Origin of the sequence: Ureibacillus chungkukjangi (assembly GCF_044795995.1) — a bacterium.
GTDB lineage: Bacteria > Bacillota > Bacilli > Bacillales_A > Planococcaceae > Ureibacillus > Ureibacillus chungkukjangi.
On record NZ_CP085009.1, the window covers coordinates 2,528,726 to 2,548,102 of the forward strand.

The 19,377-nt window shown below is 37.1% G+C and carries 14 protein-coding genes and 1 other annotated feature; all 14 genes read right to left on the reverse strand.

The window, feature by feature from the left end:
- Positions 1 to 38: 38 nt before the first annotated feature.
- Positions 39 to 686 carry a hypothetical protein gene (locus LG296_RS12585; protein WP_107934619.1) on the reverse strand — a complete coding sequence of 216 codons (648 nt, stop codon included), beginning with the start codon at positions 684 to 686 and terminating at the stop codon, positions 39 to 41.
- Between the two features lie 171 nt (positions 687 to 857).
- Entirely contained in the window at positions 858 to 2,105 is a 1,248-nt protein-coding gene (locus tag LG296_RS12590; protein WP_107934620.1) for a folylpolyglutamate synthase/dihydrofolate synthase family protein, read from the reverse strand.
- Entirely contained in the window at positions 2,095 to 3,384 is a 1,290-nt protein-coding gene (locus LG296_RS12595) for a folylpolyglutamate synthase/dihydrofolate synthase family protein (protein ID WP_107934621.1), read from the reverse strand. Before LG296_RS12595 ends, LG296_RS12590 begins: the two co-directional genes overlap by 11 nt.
- Positions 3,385 to 3,539: 155 nt before the next feature.
- Positions 3,540 to 6,191, reverse strand: a complete 2,652-nt coding sequence (locus LG296_RS12600) for a valine--tRNA ligase (RefSeq protein ID WP_107934622.1) — start codon at positions 6,189 to 6,191, stop codon at positions 3,540 to 3,542.
- Positions 6,192 to 6,282: 91 nt separating this feature from the next.
- Positions 6,283 to 6,539, reverse strand: a binding site (T-box leader).
- A gap of 166 nt (positions 6,540 to 6,705) precedes the next feature.
- Complete coding sequence (locus LG296_RS12605; RefSeq protein WP_107934623.1) at positions 6,706 to 7,650, reverse strand: hypothetical protein; 945 nt, start codon at positions 7,648 to 7,650, stop codon at positions 6,706 to 6,708.
- Between the two features lie 141 nt (positions 7,651 to 7,791).
- Complete coding sequence (gene hemL, locus LG296_RS12610; RefSeq protein ID WP_107934624.1) at positions 7,792 to 9,078, reverse strand: glutamate-1-semialdehyde 2,1-aminomutase; 1,287 nt, start codon at positions 9,076 to 9,078, stop codon at positions 7,792 to 7,794.
- Positions 9,079 to 9,080: 2 nt separating this feature from the next.
- Positions 9,081 to 10,061, reverse strand: coding sequence for a porphobilinogen synthase (gene hemB / locus LG296_RS12615; protein WP_107934625.1), 981 nt, complete (start codon positions 10,059 to 10,061; stop codon positions 9,081 to 9,083).
- Positions 10,048 to 10,815 carry a uroporphyrinogen-III synthase gene (locus tag LG296_RS12620; protein ID WP_107934626.1) on the reverse strand — a complete coding sequence of 256 codons (768 nt, stop codon included), beginning with the start codon at positions 10,813 to 10,815 and terminating at the stop codon, positions 10,048 to 10,050. Before LG296_RS12620 ends, hemB begins: the two co-directional genes overlap by 14 nt.
- Positions 10,808 to 11,737, reverse strand: a complete 930-nt coding sequence (gene hemC, locus LG296_RS12625) for a hydroxymethylbilane synthase (protein WP_107934627.1) — start codon at positions 11,735 to 11,737, stop codon at positions 10,808 to 10,810. Before hemC ends, LG296_RS12620 begins: the two co-directional genes overlap by 8 nt.
- Positions 11,738 to 11,858: 121 nt before the next feature.
- Positions 11,859 to 12,686: an inner membrane protein YpjD gene (locus tag LG296_RS12630; RefSeq protein ID WP_107934628.1), complete on the reverse strand. Its 828-nt coding sequence runs from the start codon at positions 12,684 to 12,686 to the stop codon at positions 11,859 to 11,861.
- Between the two features lie 329 nt (positions 12,687 to 13,015).
- The gene (gene hemA / locus LG296_RS12635; RefSeq protein WP_107934629.1) at positions 13,016 to 14,377 is read right to left on the reverse strand and encodes a glutamyl-tRNA reductase; all 1,362 of its coding nucleotides are present in this window, start codon (positions 14,375 to 14,377) and stop codon (positions 13,016 to 13,018) included.
- Between the two features lie 268 nt (positions 14,378 to 14,645).
- Complete coding sequence (yihA, locus tag LG296_RS12640; protein ID WP_107934630.1) at positions 14,646 to 15,227, reverse strand: ribosome biogenesis GTP-binding protein YihA/YsxC; 582 nt, start codon at positions 15,225 to 15,227, stop codon at positions 14,646 to 14,648.
- A 3-nt stretch (positions 15,228 to 15,230) separates the two neighbouring features.
- A complete protein-coding gene (gene lon / locus LG296_RS12645) occupies positions 15,231 to 17,549 on the reverse strand; it encodes an endopeptidase La (RefSeq protein ID WP_107934631.1) in 2,319 nt (772 codons plus the stop codon).
- Positions 17,550 to 17,835: 286 nt separating this feature from the next.
- A complete protein-coding gene (gene clpX, locus LG296_RS12650; protein ID WP_107934632.1) occupies positions 17,836 to 19,104 on the reverse strand; it encodes an ATP-dependent protease ATP-binding subunit ClpX in 1,269 nt (422 codons plus the stop codon).
- Positions 19,105 to 19,377 lie beyond the last annotated feature (273 nt).

Here is a 19,377-nt window from a genome sequence, read left to right on the forward strand (position 1 = left end):
ATAATTTACAAAACTAGATTTTGACGTAATTTTAATGATTAAAACTCGATTTTCATACAATCATTTTTGTCAAAATAATGGGCAACTAGATGCAAACGAGCTATACCTAAATCCTGTGAAAAGCTTGATAACGCTGATGTTATTGTTTGCCAATCATCTGGAATATTGTCTGGTACAGCACCCTCTTGAAAATAAAATTTTGAGGGGTCATTGTTTTCTAAAACAGTCGGCAAGCCCTTTAACGTTTCTTCTGTGCAAGCAGCACCAGAAAATTTAAATGCCTTAGCAAAAGAAGTTGGCGTTTCCGATAAGATGAGCTCTTCTCTAATCGGCGTTACTGAAGACCAGACATAGTATTTCCCATCTACTTCTACCGTTGCACTTGTATTTAAAACTGGATGTTCAGAGATAAAATCCGATGCAGATTCTTCACTCTGAAAAACTCCATATTGGTTTGCATAAAATTCTACTGAAGAAGTATCTTCAATGGCCTCGTTAGATGATTGTACAGGGATTACTTCTTCTTCACCCTTCCCTGAACTTGCTTGCTGCTGCTCTTGGTTTGTTGATGAATTCATAGAACTGAGTAAAAGGATAAAAAATACAACACCAGCCAGCCCCGCAACGGAACCAATTACTGCTGCGTTTCTCAATTCTCGTCTTCCTATTACATTTGGAAATTTCATACGCATCACCTCATATATTAACGGTAACAAATCTAGATTAAAAAAAAGCGAGACAGATGTCGTCTCACTTAAAAAATATATCGCAAAAATCGTCATTAAACGCTCTTTCTAAACAATATCTATTACTACTATTTACATTTAGTGAATTTTTAAATCAATACTTATATATTTTTATTTTAATAATTGCTCTCTAATTTCGGTTAATAAATATAGTGAACCTGTAACAAAGGTTTTACCTTCTTTGGTACTTACATTCTCGAGAAATGAAATGTAATCCGTCAATACCGCCACATTCGAAGCCGCTGATAGGGCCATCATTTTTTCTGAAGTCATCGCCCGCTCATTTTCAAAATCAACAAAGTAAAACTCATCACTAACCTGCTCCAATAGCTGTAAAACTGTTTTAACATCTTTATCTGCTAACATACCTATGACAAAACGTATTGGCTCATTAGGAAATTGCCGTTTAATAGTTTCCATTAGTTTTTCAGCACTTGCAGGATTATGAGCACCATCAAAATAAACATTTGCTAAAACCTCTTCAAAGCGACCAGGTAAGCTCGTCATGCGAACAGCATTTCGAATTTCATCTATCTCTATAGGGATTTTTAAATAGTCGGCTACCTCAAAAAATGCAGTGATTGCTAACGCCATATTGTCAGCTTGATGAGCACCAGGCAATACACGTACAAGCTTATTAATTTCCAAACCTTTTCCATCATTTGTATAAACATCAGTATCATCTACAGTGACATCAAAATGATCACCAAGAGCTATTATTGGTGCATGTTTTGCAAAGGCTTCAGCTTCAATTACCTGAAAAGCTTCTTGTGGTAATCTTCCAATAACAGCGGGGATATTTTCTTTTATAATTCCTGCTTTATGCTTTGCAATACTTTCAATGGTTGAACCAAGAAACCTCGTATGCTCTAATGCAATACTGGTGATGATTGATACAATGGGAGTGATGACATTTGTACTGTCTTCACGTCCGCCCATTCCAGTTTCCAATAATACTAGATCTACCTCTTGCTGAGAGAAATAAAGAAATGCTGCACAGGTTAAAAGCTCGAAATCTGTTAGCTTCCCGCTAAGTCCTGCATTCTTTAGTTGAATAAAAAGCTCATCCATTTCATTTTCAGTAATGGATTTTCCGTTTATTTGTAGCTGATCATGCACATCTACAATACACGGCGACATAAATTTTCCAACTTTTAATCCGTGATTTCTCGCAATTTGCTCTAGAAACGCTATTGTTGAGCCTTTTCCATTCGTCCCTGCAACATGCACATAAGAGCACTTTTGTTCAGGGTTCTGCAGCATTTCCAAGGCCTCTAGTATTGCATCTAATCCCGGTTTAATAGATAGATCACTATCCACAGCCCATTTTTTCTTATAGTCATCTAATCTAGGAATCATATGCTTCTACCTTCTCTACTAATTTTTTTCGCACATCGGCTATGAAATATAAAGACCCAGTAATAATCAGTAGCTCATCTGTTTTCAGGGACTGTCTTTCATCTTCTATTAACTGCTGCCAATTTTCATTGATGTGGATATTGGGATGGTTCGATTTTGATGCAAGATCTACTGCTTTCGCAGCTCTTGGCAAATCGATTTGCGTAAAGCACATAGTAGCAGCAATCTCGTCCATCATTTGAATACTTACGTCATGATCCTTGTCCTGTAGAGCTGCGTAAACAAACTTATATTTTTTAGTCGGAAAGACTTGCTGTAAAGTACGAATTAAGGCACTGGTACCTTCTGAATTATGTGCACCATCTATAATAATTTGTTCACTTAAACGCTCGAAACGCCCCTCCCATTTAGCTTTTTGTAATGCTTCATGAATCGTCGTCTCCTTTATGGACTTATCAAATAATAAAGTAGCTGCTATAGCAAGTGCAGCATTGTTAACCTGATGCTCACCCTGCATTGCTAAAGGAATGCTCTTAAATTGATAACCTTCAAAGGAAAAGTCGAAATGCTGTGGAAAGCCCTTTTCAATATTACCAATCTCAATTTCCTCGTTTAAGAAAAAGGCATCTGATTCACATTCTACTGCTTTTAGTTTAATAACCTCACTAGCTTCTGGTTGCTTCACACCTACGACAACCGGTTTTCCCCTTTTAATAATTCCAGCTTTTTCATAAGCGATCTTTTCAATCGTATTTCCTAAAATTTCAGTATGCTCCAGTGATATTGTCGTAATGACTGACACCTCAGGAATAATCACGTTAGTAGAGTCGATTCTTCCACCAATGCCTGTTTCCATTAAAGCGACATCAATTTGCTCATTCGCAAAGTGTAAACAAGCGATTACGGTCATTATTTCAAAAAAGCTTGGGTACTGACTATCTAATTTTCGTTGTATGACATCCATTACCTGGTTTGAGTAGCTTAAAAATTGCTCATCTGTAATCTGGTCATGGTTAATGGTTATACGTTCATTGACCCGTTCTAGATGCGGAGAAATAAATGCTCCAACACGTAAGCCATGCTGCAATAGAATCTCTCGTGTAGCATTTAATGTTGAGCCCTTTCCATTTGAGCCTGCAAAATGAATGAATTTTACTCTTTCATGAGGATTATCTAATTCAAATAATATTTTACGCATTGCCTCTAACGGTTCGCCCTTATATGTACTAGCTCTTAAGTTAAATATAAATTCGGTGCATTCATCAATAGAATGAAACATGTCAAATTCTCCTAAGCATTCATAATAGTTATATAATAAACTTTCGCATACTCAACTCCATTTGTAAAATATCAAAATTGCGAATGTATATGAAAAAAGACTGCAGCTATCCTTGAAATTTCAAGGTAGCTACAGTCAATAAAATCACTGATTGATTACATTCTTTTAAGCTCTGCTAAGCGTTTTTCAACCGCTTCGTGTTTTTCCTGGTACTCAGCTAGTTTTTCACGTTCTTTTGCAACTAAACTCTCAGGTGCTTTAGATACAAACTTTTCGTTATTTAGCTTTCCATTTACAAGCTTCACTTCTTTAGCCCATTTTTCAAGCTCTTTTTCTAGACGAGAAATTTCTTCCTCTAGATTAATTAAGCCTGCAAGCGGTAAGTAAATTTCTGCTCCTGTTACAACAGCAGTCATCGATTGAGCTGGTGCTTCCATAGCTACACCGATAGATAGCGTTTCAGGGTTACAGAATTTTTCAATATATGCTTTGTTTGTTTCAAGGATGCTAGCAATTGTTTCATCATTTGCTGAAATTGTTAATGGTACTTTTTTGCTCATTGGCGTATTAACTTCTGCACGGATGTTACGTACCGAACGAATGATTTCAGTAAGAAGCTTCATGCTTTCTGCATCCTGTGCAAAGTTGAATTCTTCTTTAACTGTTGGCCATGCAGCAACTGTAATAGAGTCTCCTTCATGAGGTAGGTGCTGCCAAATTTCTTCTGTAATGAACGGCATCATTGGGTGTAGAAGTCGCATTGTGTTATCTAAAACATATGCTAATACAGAGCGAGTAGTTTTCTTAGCAGCCTCATCTTCACCGTAAAGTGGAAGCTTCGCCATTTCAATATACCAAGAACAGAAATCATCCCAGATAAAGTTATAAAGCTCACGCCCAACTTCTCCAAACTCATACTTATCAGATAGAGCTGTTACACGTTCAATTGTTTCATTTAAACGTGTTAGAATCCATTTATCAGCAACATTTAAATCACCAGTTAAATCGATTTCTTCATAAGTCATACCTTCCATGTTCATAAGGGCAAAACGTGATGCATTCCAGATTTTGTTGGCAAAGTTCCAAACAGATTCAACTTTTTCAGTTGTATAACGTAAATCTTGACCAGGTGATGAGCCTGTTGCTAAGAAGTAGCGCAGTGCATCTGCACCATATTGGTCGATTACATCCATTGGGTCAACACCATTCCCAAGAGATTTACTCATTTTACGTCCTTCACCATCACGTACTAAACCATGAATTAATACATCTTTAAATGGACGTTCACCTGTGAACTCTTTTCCTTGGAAAATCATGCGAGATACCCAGAAGAAGATAATATCATAGCCTGTTACCAATGTGCTTGTTGGATAGTAGCGTTTGAATTCTTCATTTTCAAGATCAGGCCAGCCCATTGTTGAAAACGGCCATAATGCAGAAGAGAACCAAGTATCTAATACGTCTTCATCTTGTGTCCAATTGCTTACGTCTGTTGGTGCGTCTTTCCCTACATAGATTTCACCAGTTTCGTTATGATACCAAGCCGGAATTTGGTGACCCCACCATAGCTGGCGAGAAATACACCAGTCATGGATATTTTCCATCCAACGGTTATACGTATTTTCGAAACGATTTGGTACGAAGTTTACTTTTTCGTCTTCTTGTTTTTGCATATTTAACGCTTCTTCTGCAAGTGGTCCCATTTTAACAAACCATTGGGCTGAAAGATATGGCTCTACTACAGCGCCAGAACGCTCTGAGTGACCAACTTGGTGAACATGAGGCTCAATCTCAACTAAAACGCCTGCTTCCTGTAAATCGGCAACAATTTGTTTACGACATTCGAAGCGGTCCATGCCTGAGTATTTACCAGCAAGCTCATTCATCGTTCCGTCTTCGTTCATAACAAGAATACGTTCTAGATTATGGCGGTTACCAACCTCAAAGTCGTTCGGATCATGTGCTGGTGTCATTTTCACAACGCCAGTTCCAAATTCCATATCAACATAAGTATCAGCAACAATTGGAATTTCACGACCAACGATTGGAAGAATTACTGTTTTGCCGATTAAATGCTTATAGCGTTCGTCTTCTGGGTGTACAGCTACGCCAGAATCCCCTAACATTGTCTCAGGGCGAGTTGTTGCTACACGTAATTTACCAGAACCATCTGCTAATGGATATTCCATATGATAGAAGGCACCTTCTACTTCTTTATGAATTACTTCAATGTCAGACAACGCTGTTTTTGCTGCTGGATCCCAGTTAATAATGCGTTCTCCACGGTAAATTAAAGCTTTTTCATATAATTTAACGAATACTTCCTTAACCGCATCAGATAAGCCCTCGTCTAAAGTAAAGCGCTCACGTGAATAGTCTAATGCTAAACCAAGCTTTGCCCATTGTGAACGGATATGGCTTGCATACTCTTCCTTCCATTCCCATGTTTTTTCAAGGAATTTTTCACGGCCAAGATCATATCTCGTAATACCATCTGCTCGTAGTTTTTCTTCTACCTTTGCTTGTGTAGCAATCCCGGCATGGTCCATACCTGGTAACCAAAGAGCGTCATACCCCTGCATGCGCTTCATGCGAATTAAGATATCTTGTAAAGTCGTATCCCAAGCATGGCCTAAGTGTAATTTACCTGTAACGTTTGGAGGCGGAATTACGATGGAATATGGCTGCTTCCCGCTTTCTGGTTGTGCTTCGAAAAATTTGCCTTGTAACCACCATTCATAACGTCCAGTTTCAATACTTTGTGGATCATATTTTGTTGGCATCGATAAGTTTTGTTGTTCTGTCATATTGACTCCTCCTTATAAATTTTATTAATGTAATAACAGCTCATTTTTAGGGGAAATTTCTTACCAAATAAAAAAACTCCTTTCGCCCTAATAAAAGGACGAAGGAGTTTTGAATTCGCGGTACCACCTTTAGTTCCGAGTTAGTTTCATTCATATAGATTAAAAACGATTTTCCACCAGGCTCGGCTCTCAATTAGCTAACGGGTTTTACCCGGCATTTTGCTACTACTATTTCACAAAAGCTGCTCCAAGGCTACCTTCAAATGATTGCTAGCAGAAACTTTTCAGCTACCGTTTCCTCTCTATAGCAAGCAAGAACATTTTACTCTTCCTTTTCAACGCATCTCACATTATTCACTTGTACTTCCCTTATGTCTCCCTATATAGGGTTCTTATAAACGAAGTATGACTGTTCTTAATGTATAATATACCACCAACAGTTTTCAAGTGACAACAATTTTAATAAAAGGAAGAAATTTTTTTAAAAACAAGCATTGTTTTTGAGTTCAGATAGTTATTCACGATAAGCTTTATTAGAAACATTTAGTAAAGTATATGACTCTGAAAGGTCATTATAAAAATCATCCGCATCTGTCGGGAAATATTGGTTTTTAGCCTCTACAACCTTTTCCTTTTCATCATTCTCTGCTTGTGGTTCTTCAATTTTTTTCTTATCAATATCTTCTATAACCGAACCATCACTTACTTCAACACTTGGCTTAACCTTCAAGCTCGGACTTTCATCAGCCTTTGGCACTTCAATATTGTCAATCGCTCCAGCTGGTGGTTGTCCATCAGCTACTGATGCTTCTTCAGGGAAAATTCCATCAGCTCCACCAAAGCGAATTTCTTCCGTAATCGGTGATTGTTCTTTAGGTAGAAAATCTTCATAGGAAGGCGCAACTTCAATTAAAGGCACTTCAGGCTGTTCAAACACTGGAGGCTCCGGTATTACTTCAGTGATTGGTGCAACCTCTTGAATTACTGGCTTTTCTGGTAATGGAACTTGTTGAAGATCAATAGGAGCCTGTTGGTCAAATTGAAATAGTCCACCTTCTACAGATTCGTCAAATTGACAATCGACATCCCATTTAAACGTACAATTTGAACCATCATAAACAAAAGAGGAAACATCATTAACACAAACCTGTGGTGTGCACTCAAAAGCAACCTTATCGCGAGGTAAATCTACCTCCAAAGGTAAAGCATATTCAAAATAACCATTATTACCTTCAAATTCTAGCTCCTCGATTAACGTCCCATCGCAAGAATCCGGAATTTCAGCTGGATTAAAACGAGCAATCGCAGCAATATGATAGATACCAACTAATCGTACAGAGTCTTCCGTGTCAATTTGCTGCCAAATTGGTTTAATATCTACAGAAACCACTTCTTCAACAACACCTAGCTGCTCTGGAAAAACAAATTGCGTCATCATATCCCAATTAAATTTTTGCATCTCGCATCCCTCCCGTAACTACCATATGCTAGAAGATTTTAAGTATGCTAAAGCACATATGAAATATCACTTTAAGAATGTCATAGAAATAAGAGCCCCCTCTTTCATTTAAGAAAAAGGGGGCTCTTGAGTTTAAATATTTTATTTTGCTAGCTTAGCAAATACGTTATGGAAGGCTTGTACTGTTTTAGCAATATGCTCTTCAGTATGAGCTGTTGAGATAAATAACCCTTCAAATTGTGAAGGCGGTAAGTAAATTCCTTCTTCAGCCATTAACTTGAAGTATTCAGCAAACATCGCTAAATCCGAAGTTTTCGCAGATTCAAAATCTACTACCTCTTCATTCGTTAAGAATAGGCCAATCATTGATCCAGCACGGTTCACGGTATGCGGAATATTGTACTTCGTTGCAGCCTCACGAATACCTGCCTCTAATTGATCTCCAAGCTTTTTGAAATGCTCATAAGACTCAGGCGTTAAACGTGATAAGGTTTCAATTCCAGCAGTCATAGCTAGCGGGTTACCAGATAACGTACCTGCTTGATAAACTGAACCAGCTGGTGCGATATGCTCCATAATTTCACGTTTACCAGCAAAAGCACCTACAGGAAGGCCGCCACCTACTACTTTACCTAAGCATGTTAAATCAGGGTTAACGCCAAAGTAACCTTGTGCACAATTGTAATCTACACGGAAGCCAGTCATTACTTCGTCAAAAATTAAAAGTGCCCCATTTTCTTCAGTTACTTTACGCAATCCTTCTAAGAAACCTGGTTTAGGTGGAACAACCCCCATATTACCAGCTACAGGTTCAACAATTACACCAGCAATTTGTTGGCCAAACTTTTCAAATACAACTTGAACTGCTTCTATATCATTATAAGCAACAGTTAAAGTATTTTTAGCGATATCAGCAGGTACCCCAGGGCTATCTGGTAATCCAAGTGTCGCAACACCTGAACCAGCTTTAATCAGTAATGAATCTCCATGACCATGGTAAGAGCCCTCAAATTTTAGGATGATGTCTCTTCCAGTAAACCCACGTGCAAGACGTAACGCTGCCATAGTAGCTTCCGTACCTGAAGAAACAAAACGCACCATTTCAACAGATGGAACACGGTCGATTACGATTTGAGCTAATTTATTTTCTAATAGAGTTGGAGCACCAAATGAAGCACCCTTTGCAACCTGTTCTTGAATTGCAGCTACTACTTCTGGATGTGTATGACCTAAAATTAGTGGCCCCCAGCTTAATACGTAGTCGATATATTCATTGCCATCGATATCTTTAATGATGGCTCCTTTACCAGACTCCATGAAAATTGGATCTGTATTTACTGATTTAAATGCACGAACTGGACTATTTACTCCACCAGGCATTAAATCTACAGCTTCAGAGAAAGCTTGAATTGATTTTTCATATGACATAATTATTTACCCTCCAACCAGCGAGCAACATCTTTTGCATGATATGTTAAAATCATGTCTGCTCCTGCACGCTTCATTCCAAGTAAAGTTTCCATTACAACTGGTTTTTCTTCAATCCAGCCATTTTGTGCCGCTGCTTTAATCATTGCATACTCACCTGATACATTATAAGCAACGATTGGTAAAGTATAGTTATTTCGCACATCACGAATGATATCTAAATAAGATAGAGCAGGTTTAATAATCAAGAAATCTGCACCTTCTTCAATATCAGACTCTGCCTCACGGAAAGCTTCTAAACGATTTGCTGGATCCATTTGATATGTTTTGCGGTCTCCAAACTGAGGAGCACCATCAGCCGCTTCACGGAATGGTCCGTAATAAGCTGAGGCATATTTAACTGCATATGACATAATCGGTACATCTTCAAAGCCAGCTTCGTCTAAAGCAACACGAATTGCTGCTACAAACCCATCCATCATGTTAGATGGCGCAATAATATCTGCCCCTGCTTTTGCTTGAGATACAGCTGTACGACCTAATACATCAAGAGAAGCATCGTTTAAAATTTTCTCGCCTTCAACTACTCCACAATGCCCATGGTCAGTGAATTCACATAAGCAAGTATCAGCGATTACAATTAGCTCAGGATGACGTTCTTTAATTTGTCGAGTTGCTTCTTGAACGATACCGTGATCATGGAAAGCTCCTGTACCTACAGCATCTTTTTCAGCAGGTAAGCCAAATAGAATCACTGCTGGAATCCCTAACTCTACTACTTCATCTACTTCTGCGTTTAATGTATCTAAAGAAAATTGGAAAACACCAGGCATCGAGCTTACCGGGTTCTTAACGTTTTCACCTTCCATCACAAAAATCGGATAGATTAAGTCTTCTTTGTGTAAATAAGTTTCTTTCACCATTGAACGCATTGCTTGGGATGAACGGAGACGTCGATGTCTTCTAAAATTAAGTTCTGTCATGTCTAATTTCCTCTCTCTTTCGTATTTCTTCTATAACCGCTACCATTGTATAATCAGTCGGTTTATATGTAACTTGAGCTCCATAATGCTCGAGACGAGCAGCTGTAATATGCCCAATGCTTGCATATACAGCATTTCCCCATCCAACCTCTGGAGCAATATGCTTTGCAAACATATCTACTGCTGAAGGACTAGCAAAAATAATAATAGGTTGCTTCCCAGATTTGATAAGCTGAATAAACGGTAAGATTGAAGTCAAATTATCCTGTGTATCATAGACTGTCCATTCAAGTAATTTAAACGGCAGTCCTGTCCGTAATGTATCCTTAGCCTTACTACCTCTTAAAAATAGACAGCTCGGATGGTCCCCTGCTACTCGAGGAAACTCATTGACAAATACATCTGCACTAAAGACAGTTGGTGTAAAGCTTACCTCAAAATGATTTTCCTTCAGTAACTGTGCCGTTTTAGAGCCGACTGCAGCAATTTTCCCATTAAAATCTGAAGGATTCAACTGATGACGCTTTAATTTTGCACAAAAAGCCTCTACAGCATTTTGACTAGTAAAAATCAGCCAATCAAAATTTTGCGTTTTCTCTAATTTCAGCTTATCATCCGGACTATTTAATTCCTTTGTTGCTATAAGCGGAAAAAATACTGCTTCCCCACCTAATTCCGCAATTTCAAAAAGGACAGCCGTTGTTTTAGAAGACCCTGTCACAACGACTGTTTTTCCACTAAGTGGCTTATGCATCTAACTCAGCCTTTACTTTTTGAATTAAATCATAGGCTCCTTGCTCAGTTAAAATTTTTGCTACTTCTTTACCTAGTACCTCAGGGTTTGTTCCTGTTAATGTCTCTTTAAAAATAACAGACGAGTCAGGTGCCGCAACTAATCCTGTGAAAGTAATTGAATTACCTTCAGTAGTTGCATATCCTGCAATCGGCACTTGACAGCCGCCATCCATAGCAGCTAAAAATGCTCTTTCTGTATGTGCTTCGTCCCAAGTGATTTTGTCCGTTAATTTTGCTAATTCAGCTAAAAGCTCTTGGTCATCCGCACGGCATTCAATGCCTAATGTCCCTTGTGCCACAGCTGGTAAACAAATATCTGTATCTAAATATTCCGTTACTACGTCATCACTCCAGCCAAGACGCTTTAGTCCAGCAGCTGCTAGGATTATTGCATCAAAGCCTTCGTTTTCTAATTTAGCTAAACGCGTTTCTACGTTACCGCGAATCCATTTGATTTCTAGGTCTGGTCTTTCTTGCAGTAGCTGTGCGCCACGACGTAATGAGCTTGTCCCAACGATAGCTCCCTTTGGAAGGTCAGCAAATTTAACATGTCCATTAGAGATAAATGCATCTCTTGCGTCTTCACGAGGAGGAATACAACCAATTACTAAGCCTTCTGGTAAAACTGCTGGCATATCCTTCATAGAATGAACCGCAAAATCAATTTCTTTGTCATATAGAGCTTGTTCGATTTCTTTTACAAATAAGCCTTTACCACCAACTTTAGACAATTGAACATCCAGGATTCGATCTCCCTTTGTCACAATTTCCTTAACCTCAAATTCAAAAGGAACTCCAGCATTTTTTAGCTCGTTAATAAACCAGTTTGTTTGTGTTAGAGCTAACTTACTTCTTCTAGAACCTACTATAATTTTTCTCATAATGATGAGCCTACCTTTCTATTTCAAATGCGACTAAGGAAATATTAATGTCGCAAGCATGCGTTACATTTAAATTCTTTGGCACCTAATGGAGGATTCACCCCAATATTTACCCTTTATGTTAATACCAAATATGAAAATTTGATAATTTACTGCCTAAAAAGAAATTAATTACTACAAGCAAGAATGTGTAAATTTGTGCCCAAGCGAAATTCAACCCTGTTAACCTTCCACTATGGTGAAGCACTAATATTAATAAATAGATAATCGTAATAACAAATGAACCTAAAATTTTCACATCAAAAATAGATAATGCATCAAGTTTTAAAAACGCCCATTCAAGTCCTAAAAGCAGACTTATAAAAATAATCGGCACCCCGACTAAAATCGAATAAAGCATCCACCTACTTGTTTGATGCAAATCTGGCAGTCTTGACCATAATTTTGTATATTTCTTCTGTTTTAATAATCTATATAAAATCAAATATAAAACAGAGAAAACAAATGAAAGTGAAAATGCTGCATAGGCAAGAATCGCAAAGGAAATATGAATGAACAACATCTCTGATTCAAGTGATTTCACTAGCGGATTTTCTACTTGAGTTGGAGCAAATAAATGGATTGTGACAAAAATAAACCCTAGTACATTTATAAAAAACACAGGTAAATCTACACGGGCTATACAATGTAAAAGTATTGAAAGCGTCACAAGTAACCAAGCATAAAAATAAATTCCTTCTGTTAACGAAAGAATCGGAAATCTTTTTGTTTCAACAATATACAGTAAAAAGAATATTGTTTGTAATACCCAAACTATCGAGATTAACCAAAACCCAAATCGACGAATTTTTACACGCTTATAGAAAAAATCAATGAAATAAAAAACGATACCAATTGCATATAAGACAACCATTATTTCATAAAGCCTAGCCATTGCTAATTGTGTCATTTCGCTACCCTTCTTCATCTTTTACAACTTTTATGAAGTCTAATACCATTTTTACAATTTTTGCGTAATACATATGTATAAAATCCCTCTGCAAGCTACATGGTCCTGAACTTTAAAGTCTAAATTTGTAGCAAGCATGAAATTTTTGTAAAAATAGGCGTCCTCGTATCTAATTTTAACATACAGATACGAAAACGCCTCAATTTCATAATCATTATTACGCCTTGACTAAATTGACACTATTCTTATTTGGTTAGTGTTAATTTACTTGAGACTTGTACAAAAATTTGTGATTTTAAGAACAAATCTAACGTCTAGGTTGAATAAAATTAGAATGACAATTTCCCATCTAAAACAGACTTGTTCTGTGAATTATCGATAAACGCTTTGTCTTTTAGTTGTTGTGCGTTCACTTCTTCTACTACATCTTCTTCGATCCCAAAAATTTGTTGGAATAGCTGAAGCTGTTGATTTGCCTTAGGAGAATTTGCCAATTCCTTCGCCTGTAAAATCGGATCCTTCAATAATTGATTAATGATGGATTTTGTATGCTTATTTAAAATTTTGATTTCACGTTCAGTTAAATCCGGCAATTTATTTTCAATACTTGACATCGTTTCCTCTTGAATACGATTCGCCTTTTTACGTAATGCAGAAATGACAGGAACAACACCAAGAGTAGCAAACCAATCCTTAAATTGAAGAACCTCTTGTCCAATCATATCAGTGATTTCTTTTGCTGCTTGTTCACGTTCTGCTAAATTTGCTTCTACAATACCCTGTAAGTCATCAATATCATATAAGAAAACATTTGGTAAATCGCTAATACGTGGATCAATATCACGTGGCACAGCAATATCTACCATAAATAATGGTTTTCCTTTACGTAAACGTTCAACAAATTGCATTAGTTCAAAGTCAATCACATAGTCAGTAGCACCAGTAGAGCTAATTAAAATATCAGCTTCTAATAGCATACATTGCAACTCTTGCATCGATTTTGCATCACCATTAAATTTAGATGCAAGCTTTTCTGCTTTCTCAAAAGTTCGATTAACAACTGTAACCTTACCTACACCGTTGCCATAAAGATTTTGAATTGCTAGCTCGCCCATTTTTCCAGCGCCTAAAATAGCTACATGCTTATTTTTTAATGATCCAAAAATCTTCTTTGCAAGCTCAACAGCTGCATAAGAAACAGAAACTGCATTTTCATTTATCGTTGTTTCGTTATGTGCACGTTTTGCAAATGTAACAGCTTGTTTAAATAGCTGATTATAAATAGTACCTGTTGTACCTACTTCTTGTGCATCTAAAAAGCTTTTCTTCACTTGTCCAAGAATTTGCGTCTCCCCTAATACCATTGAGTCGATTCCAGACGTAACGCGGAAAAGATGATGCAGTGAATCGTCATCTTCACGGATGTAAAGATGCTCATCAAATTGCTCAACAGAAATATCGAACCATTTAGCTAAAAATTGTTTAATATAATAACGACCTGTATGCAATTGGTCTACAACTGCATATATTTCAGTTCGGTTACAAGTTGAAACAATTACGTCTTCTAATATGCTTTTTTCTTTTTTCAATGCAGCCATCGCATTCGGTAGTTCACTCTCAATAAACGACAATTTCTCACGAATTTCGACTGGCGCAGTTCTATAATTCAAGCCTACTACAAGTGTATGCATGAACTTTACACCTCACACGATCTATTTCATAAATTCTATTCTAACATAAAGAAAGCGTTATCCACACTCATTTTGTGAACATGCTATGAAATTATTTATCATTTTAAATTAGAATTATTCTAAAGTAAGTGTACCAAATATTATATGGGGTTTCAATAATGATGCCTTATAAAGAACTATTGCGAATATTCTATTAGCATAAAAGGACGAAATTAGACAAAATGCACTAGCGAAATTTCACTAGTGCATTAAAGTATGTAGGCATTACTTACATTCGTTTTTCAATTTCTTGCCAAGCTTCTTCAAATCCAAGTCCTGTTTCTGAAGAGAAAACAATTAATGGATCATTCTTGTCCATTTCTAACGCATCTCTAACGACTTTCTTATGCTGATCCCATTTCCCTTTTTTAATTTTATCAGCTTTAGTAGCTATAATAATCGCAGGGATGTTGTAATACTTTAAGAAATCATACATCATTATATCATCATTAGTAGGCGGATGACGTAAATCAATGATTAATACAACAGCACGCAATACACTACGCGCTGTTATATATCTTTCAATCATTTTTCCCCATGCTTCACGCTCAGTTTTCGAAACTTTTGCGTAGCCATAACCAGGTACGTCTACAAAGAACAGTTGCTCTTCGATTCTATAAAAGTTTAGGGTCTGAGTTTTACCCGGTTTTGATGAAATACGAGCTAATGCTTTTCTTCCAATCATTTTGTTGATAAATGATGATTTACCAACGTTTGATCGACCAGCTAATGCAAATTCAGGAAGTCCATCCTCTGGATACTGTTCTGGCTTTACGGCACTGATGACCATTTCTACATTATGGACTTTCATTGTTTAAAAACCTCCAACAAGTGCTATATTCAGCACTTCTTCTGCAGATGATACAGGCTTAAACGTAAGTTGCTCACGAATACTCTCTGGAATATCATCAATATCTTTTTCATTATCCTTTGGAATAATGATTGTTGTTAACCCTGCACGGTGAGCACCTAATGATTTTTCTTTTAGTCCACCAATAGGAAGAACACGGCCACGCAAGGTAATCTCACCTGTCATACCAACTTCACGTTTGATCGGTTTGTTAGAAATAGCTGAAACTAAAGCTGTTGCCATTGTAATCCCTGCAGAAGGACCATCCTTTGGTACCGCACCTTCTGGAACATGAATATGAATATCATTCTGATCAAAATAATCGTTATCAATTTGCAGTTTTTCGGAAAGTGAACGTACATAGGATAGCGCTGTTTGAGCTGATTCCTTCATAACGTCCCCAAGTTTACCTGTTAAAATTAACTTACCCTTACCAGGTGTTAGGGAAACTTCAATTTGAAGTGTATCTCCACCAACAGTTGTATAAGCTAGCCCCGTAGATACACCAACTTGGTTTTCCTCTTCTGCTTGACCATAGTGATATCTGTGTTTACCAAGCATTTCTTCTAAAACCTTAGAATTTACGGTTACACGTTTTTTCTCACCTGACACGATTATTTTAGCAGCCTTACGACACAACGCCGCAATTTGTCTTTGAAGATTACGTACACCTGCTTCACGTGTATAGTAACGAATCAAATCAATAATTGCTTCATCTTTAATAACTAACTGATTCTTTTTCAAACCATTTTCACCAATCTGTTTTGGAATTAAATGGTTTTTTGTAATCATCGTTTTTTCAATTTCAGTATATCCAGCAATCGAAATAACTTCCATACGATCTAGTAATGGTCCAGGGATAGTACTTAAATCATTTGCAGTTGCGATGAACATGACCTGTGATAAATCATATGGCTCTTCGATGTAATGATCACTAAATGTACCGTTTTGCTCTGGATCGAGTACTTCTAGCATAGCTGCGGATGGGTCGCCTCTGAAATCATTTGACATCTTATCAATTTCATCAAGTAAAAAGACTGGATTCACTGTTCCTGCTTTTTTCATACCTTGAATGATTCGACCTGGCATCGCGCCAACATAAGTTCGACGGTGTCCTCGGATTTCAGATTCATCTCGAACCCCACCAAGTGAAGCACGGACAAAGTTACGGTTTAAGCTTTCTGCAACCGATCTTGCTAAAGAAGTTTTACCAACCCCTGGAGGTCCTGCTAAACATAAAATTGGTCCACGCACAGAGTTCATCAGCTGACGAACAGATAAGTACTCTAAAATACGCTCTTTTACTTTTTCTAAACCATCATGGTCACGATCTAAAATTTCTTCAGCATGCTGAATATCAAGGCGATCTTCTGTACTTTCTTTCCACGGAATTGTTACTAGCCACTCGATATAATTTCGAATAACGCCACTTTCTGCACTAGCTGCAGGAAGCTTTTCATAACGATCTAATTCTTTTATAGCAACCTTTTGAGTTGATTCAGGCATACCAGCATTTTCAACACGCTTACGCAGCTCTGCTACTTCACCAGTTTTACCCTCTCTATCACCAAGCTCAGCTTGAATTGCTTTCATTTGTTCACGCAAATAATATTCTTTTTGCGTTCGTTCCATCGCTTGCTTCACTTTAGAATTAATCTTTTTCTCAAGATTTAATACTTCTTGCTCATCATGCAGGCGAATAATTAAATGATCAAGACGCTTTTTGACATTAAATATGCCCAGAACCTCTTGTTTTTCTGCAACTTTGAAAGGTAAATGAGAAGCCACAATATCTGCTAGACGTCCTGGCTCTTCGATATCTGTGATAGAATCAATCGTTTCAGTCGTAATCTTATTTGAGGATTTAGCGTACTTTTCAAAATAGCTCACAAGAGTGCGCATTAAAGCCTCAATTTCAGGATCCTTTTCCTTTTCATCCTCATGCACTTCTAAATCAACTGTCGTAAAGTCTTTCTCTTCCTGATAGTTAGTCATCTTTGCACGACTAATACCCTCCACTAAAATGCGAAGTGTACCATTTGGAAGCTTCAACATTTGTTTTACATTAACTAAAGTTCCAATTGAATAAAGCTCATCTTCCTTTGGTTGTTCAACACGTAAATCTTGTTGTGTTGCCAAGAAAATTTGATTGTCATTTAACATTGCATGCTCTAAAGCCGCTACAGATCTTGCTCTCCCTACATCGATATGTAAAACCATTGAAGGGTAAACTAATAAACCACGTAAAGGTAAGAGTGGTATACTTTCGATTGTTTTACTCATGCGGGTATTCACCTCCATCCACGTTTTCCGAAACAACCCGCTTTGTTAGTATGTCTTAAAAAATCTACATTTCACTTACATAATCATAGAAATTTTTGTAATCAGGATTATAAATTCCATTTATTCATTTTATCCTACCTACTACTTATTATGTAAATAAATGCTCAAATTAGACTCTATATGTATAAAGTTTATTTTGGAAGAAAGAGCTGACTTACGACAAGCGTTGTTGACGCTAGTTCGAAGTCAGCTCTTATCATCATAAACTATGCTGAACTCAAGCTACTTAAGCTGAAGTTTTTTCATCGTTCTTTTTTAATTCTGTACCATCAGCAAGAATTAATTTTGGTGTTTCTTTGTCAGTGATTGTTTCCTTCGTTACAACACATTTTACAATGTCTTCACGTGAAGGAAGCTCAAACATGATATCTAACAGTGTTGCTTCAATAATTGAACGTAATCCACGGGCACCCGTTTTTCGCTCAATTGCTTCTTTAGCAATTGCTAGTAATGCTTCATCATTAAATTCTAACTCAATTTTATCTAGCTCAAGCATTTTTTGATATTGCTTAACTAGGGCATTTTTAGGTTCAGTTAAAATTTGTACTAAAGCATCTTCATCAAGCTGCTCTAATGAAGCTAAAACTGGTAATCGCCCGATAAATTCAGGAATCAAACCAAATTTCAGTAAATCCTCAGGAATTAGCTGCGAAAGAAGTGAAGTTTTTTCTTCTTCCATCTTCTTAAGATCAGAACCAAATCCAATTACCTTACGTCCTTGGCGACGTTTAATGATTTGTTCAATTCCATCAAACGCTCCACCAACGATAAATAGAATATTCGTTGTATCTATTTGTAAAAATTCTTGGTGAGGATGCTTTCTTCCACCTTGTGGAGGCACACTTGCTGTAGTACCTTCAAGAATTTTAAGCAATGCTTGTTGAACACCTTCGCCTGATACATCACGCGTAATGGAAGGATTCTCTGATTTACGAGCTACTTTATCGATTTCATCTATATAGATAATTCCTTTTTCTGCACGTTCAATATCATAGTCAGCTGCTTGTATTAATTTCAGAAGGATATTCTCAACATCCTCCCCAACATAACCCGCCTCTGTTAGTGAAGTTGCATCTGCAATGGCAAATGGCACATTTAAAATTCGAGCTAAAGTTTGGGCAAGAAGTGTTTTCCCACTACCTGTTGGTCCAATTAAAACGATGTTCGATTTTGATAATTCAACATCATCAATTTTGCTGTTCGAATTAATACGTTTATAGTGATTGTACACTGCTACAGCTAATGCTTTTTTGGCGCGCTCTTGTCCAATAACATATTCATCTAAAATCGATAAAATTTCTTTTGGTTTCGGAATTTCTTGGAAATCGATTTCTTCTTCGACCCCTAATTCCTCTACAACGATTTCAGAACACAGCTCGATACACTCATCACAAATGTATACGCCTGGTCCAGCTACTAGTTTGCGCACTTGTTCTTGTGGCTTACCACAGAACGAGCACTTTAAATTGCCTTTTTCATCATTAAATTTGAACAATGTGCTTCACCCCTATTCAAGCAACAATCTTACAAGATTCTAGAATCATTATCAAATAAGTTGTTTGTATAAGCTCATAATAGATATATTATAAGCATTTTTTGTCTATGTATTATTCAGTATGTCAGAATTAAAACATTAACTCCACTAAGAACCATTGCTTTAATGTAAAAATTATTAACTATCTGAAATTTCCTAGTTTGAAAACAAGGTACGGTAATATGCCGTACCTTGTCCATAACTTAATATTAAACTAATAATTTACACTTTTAC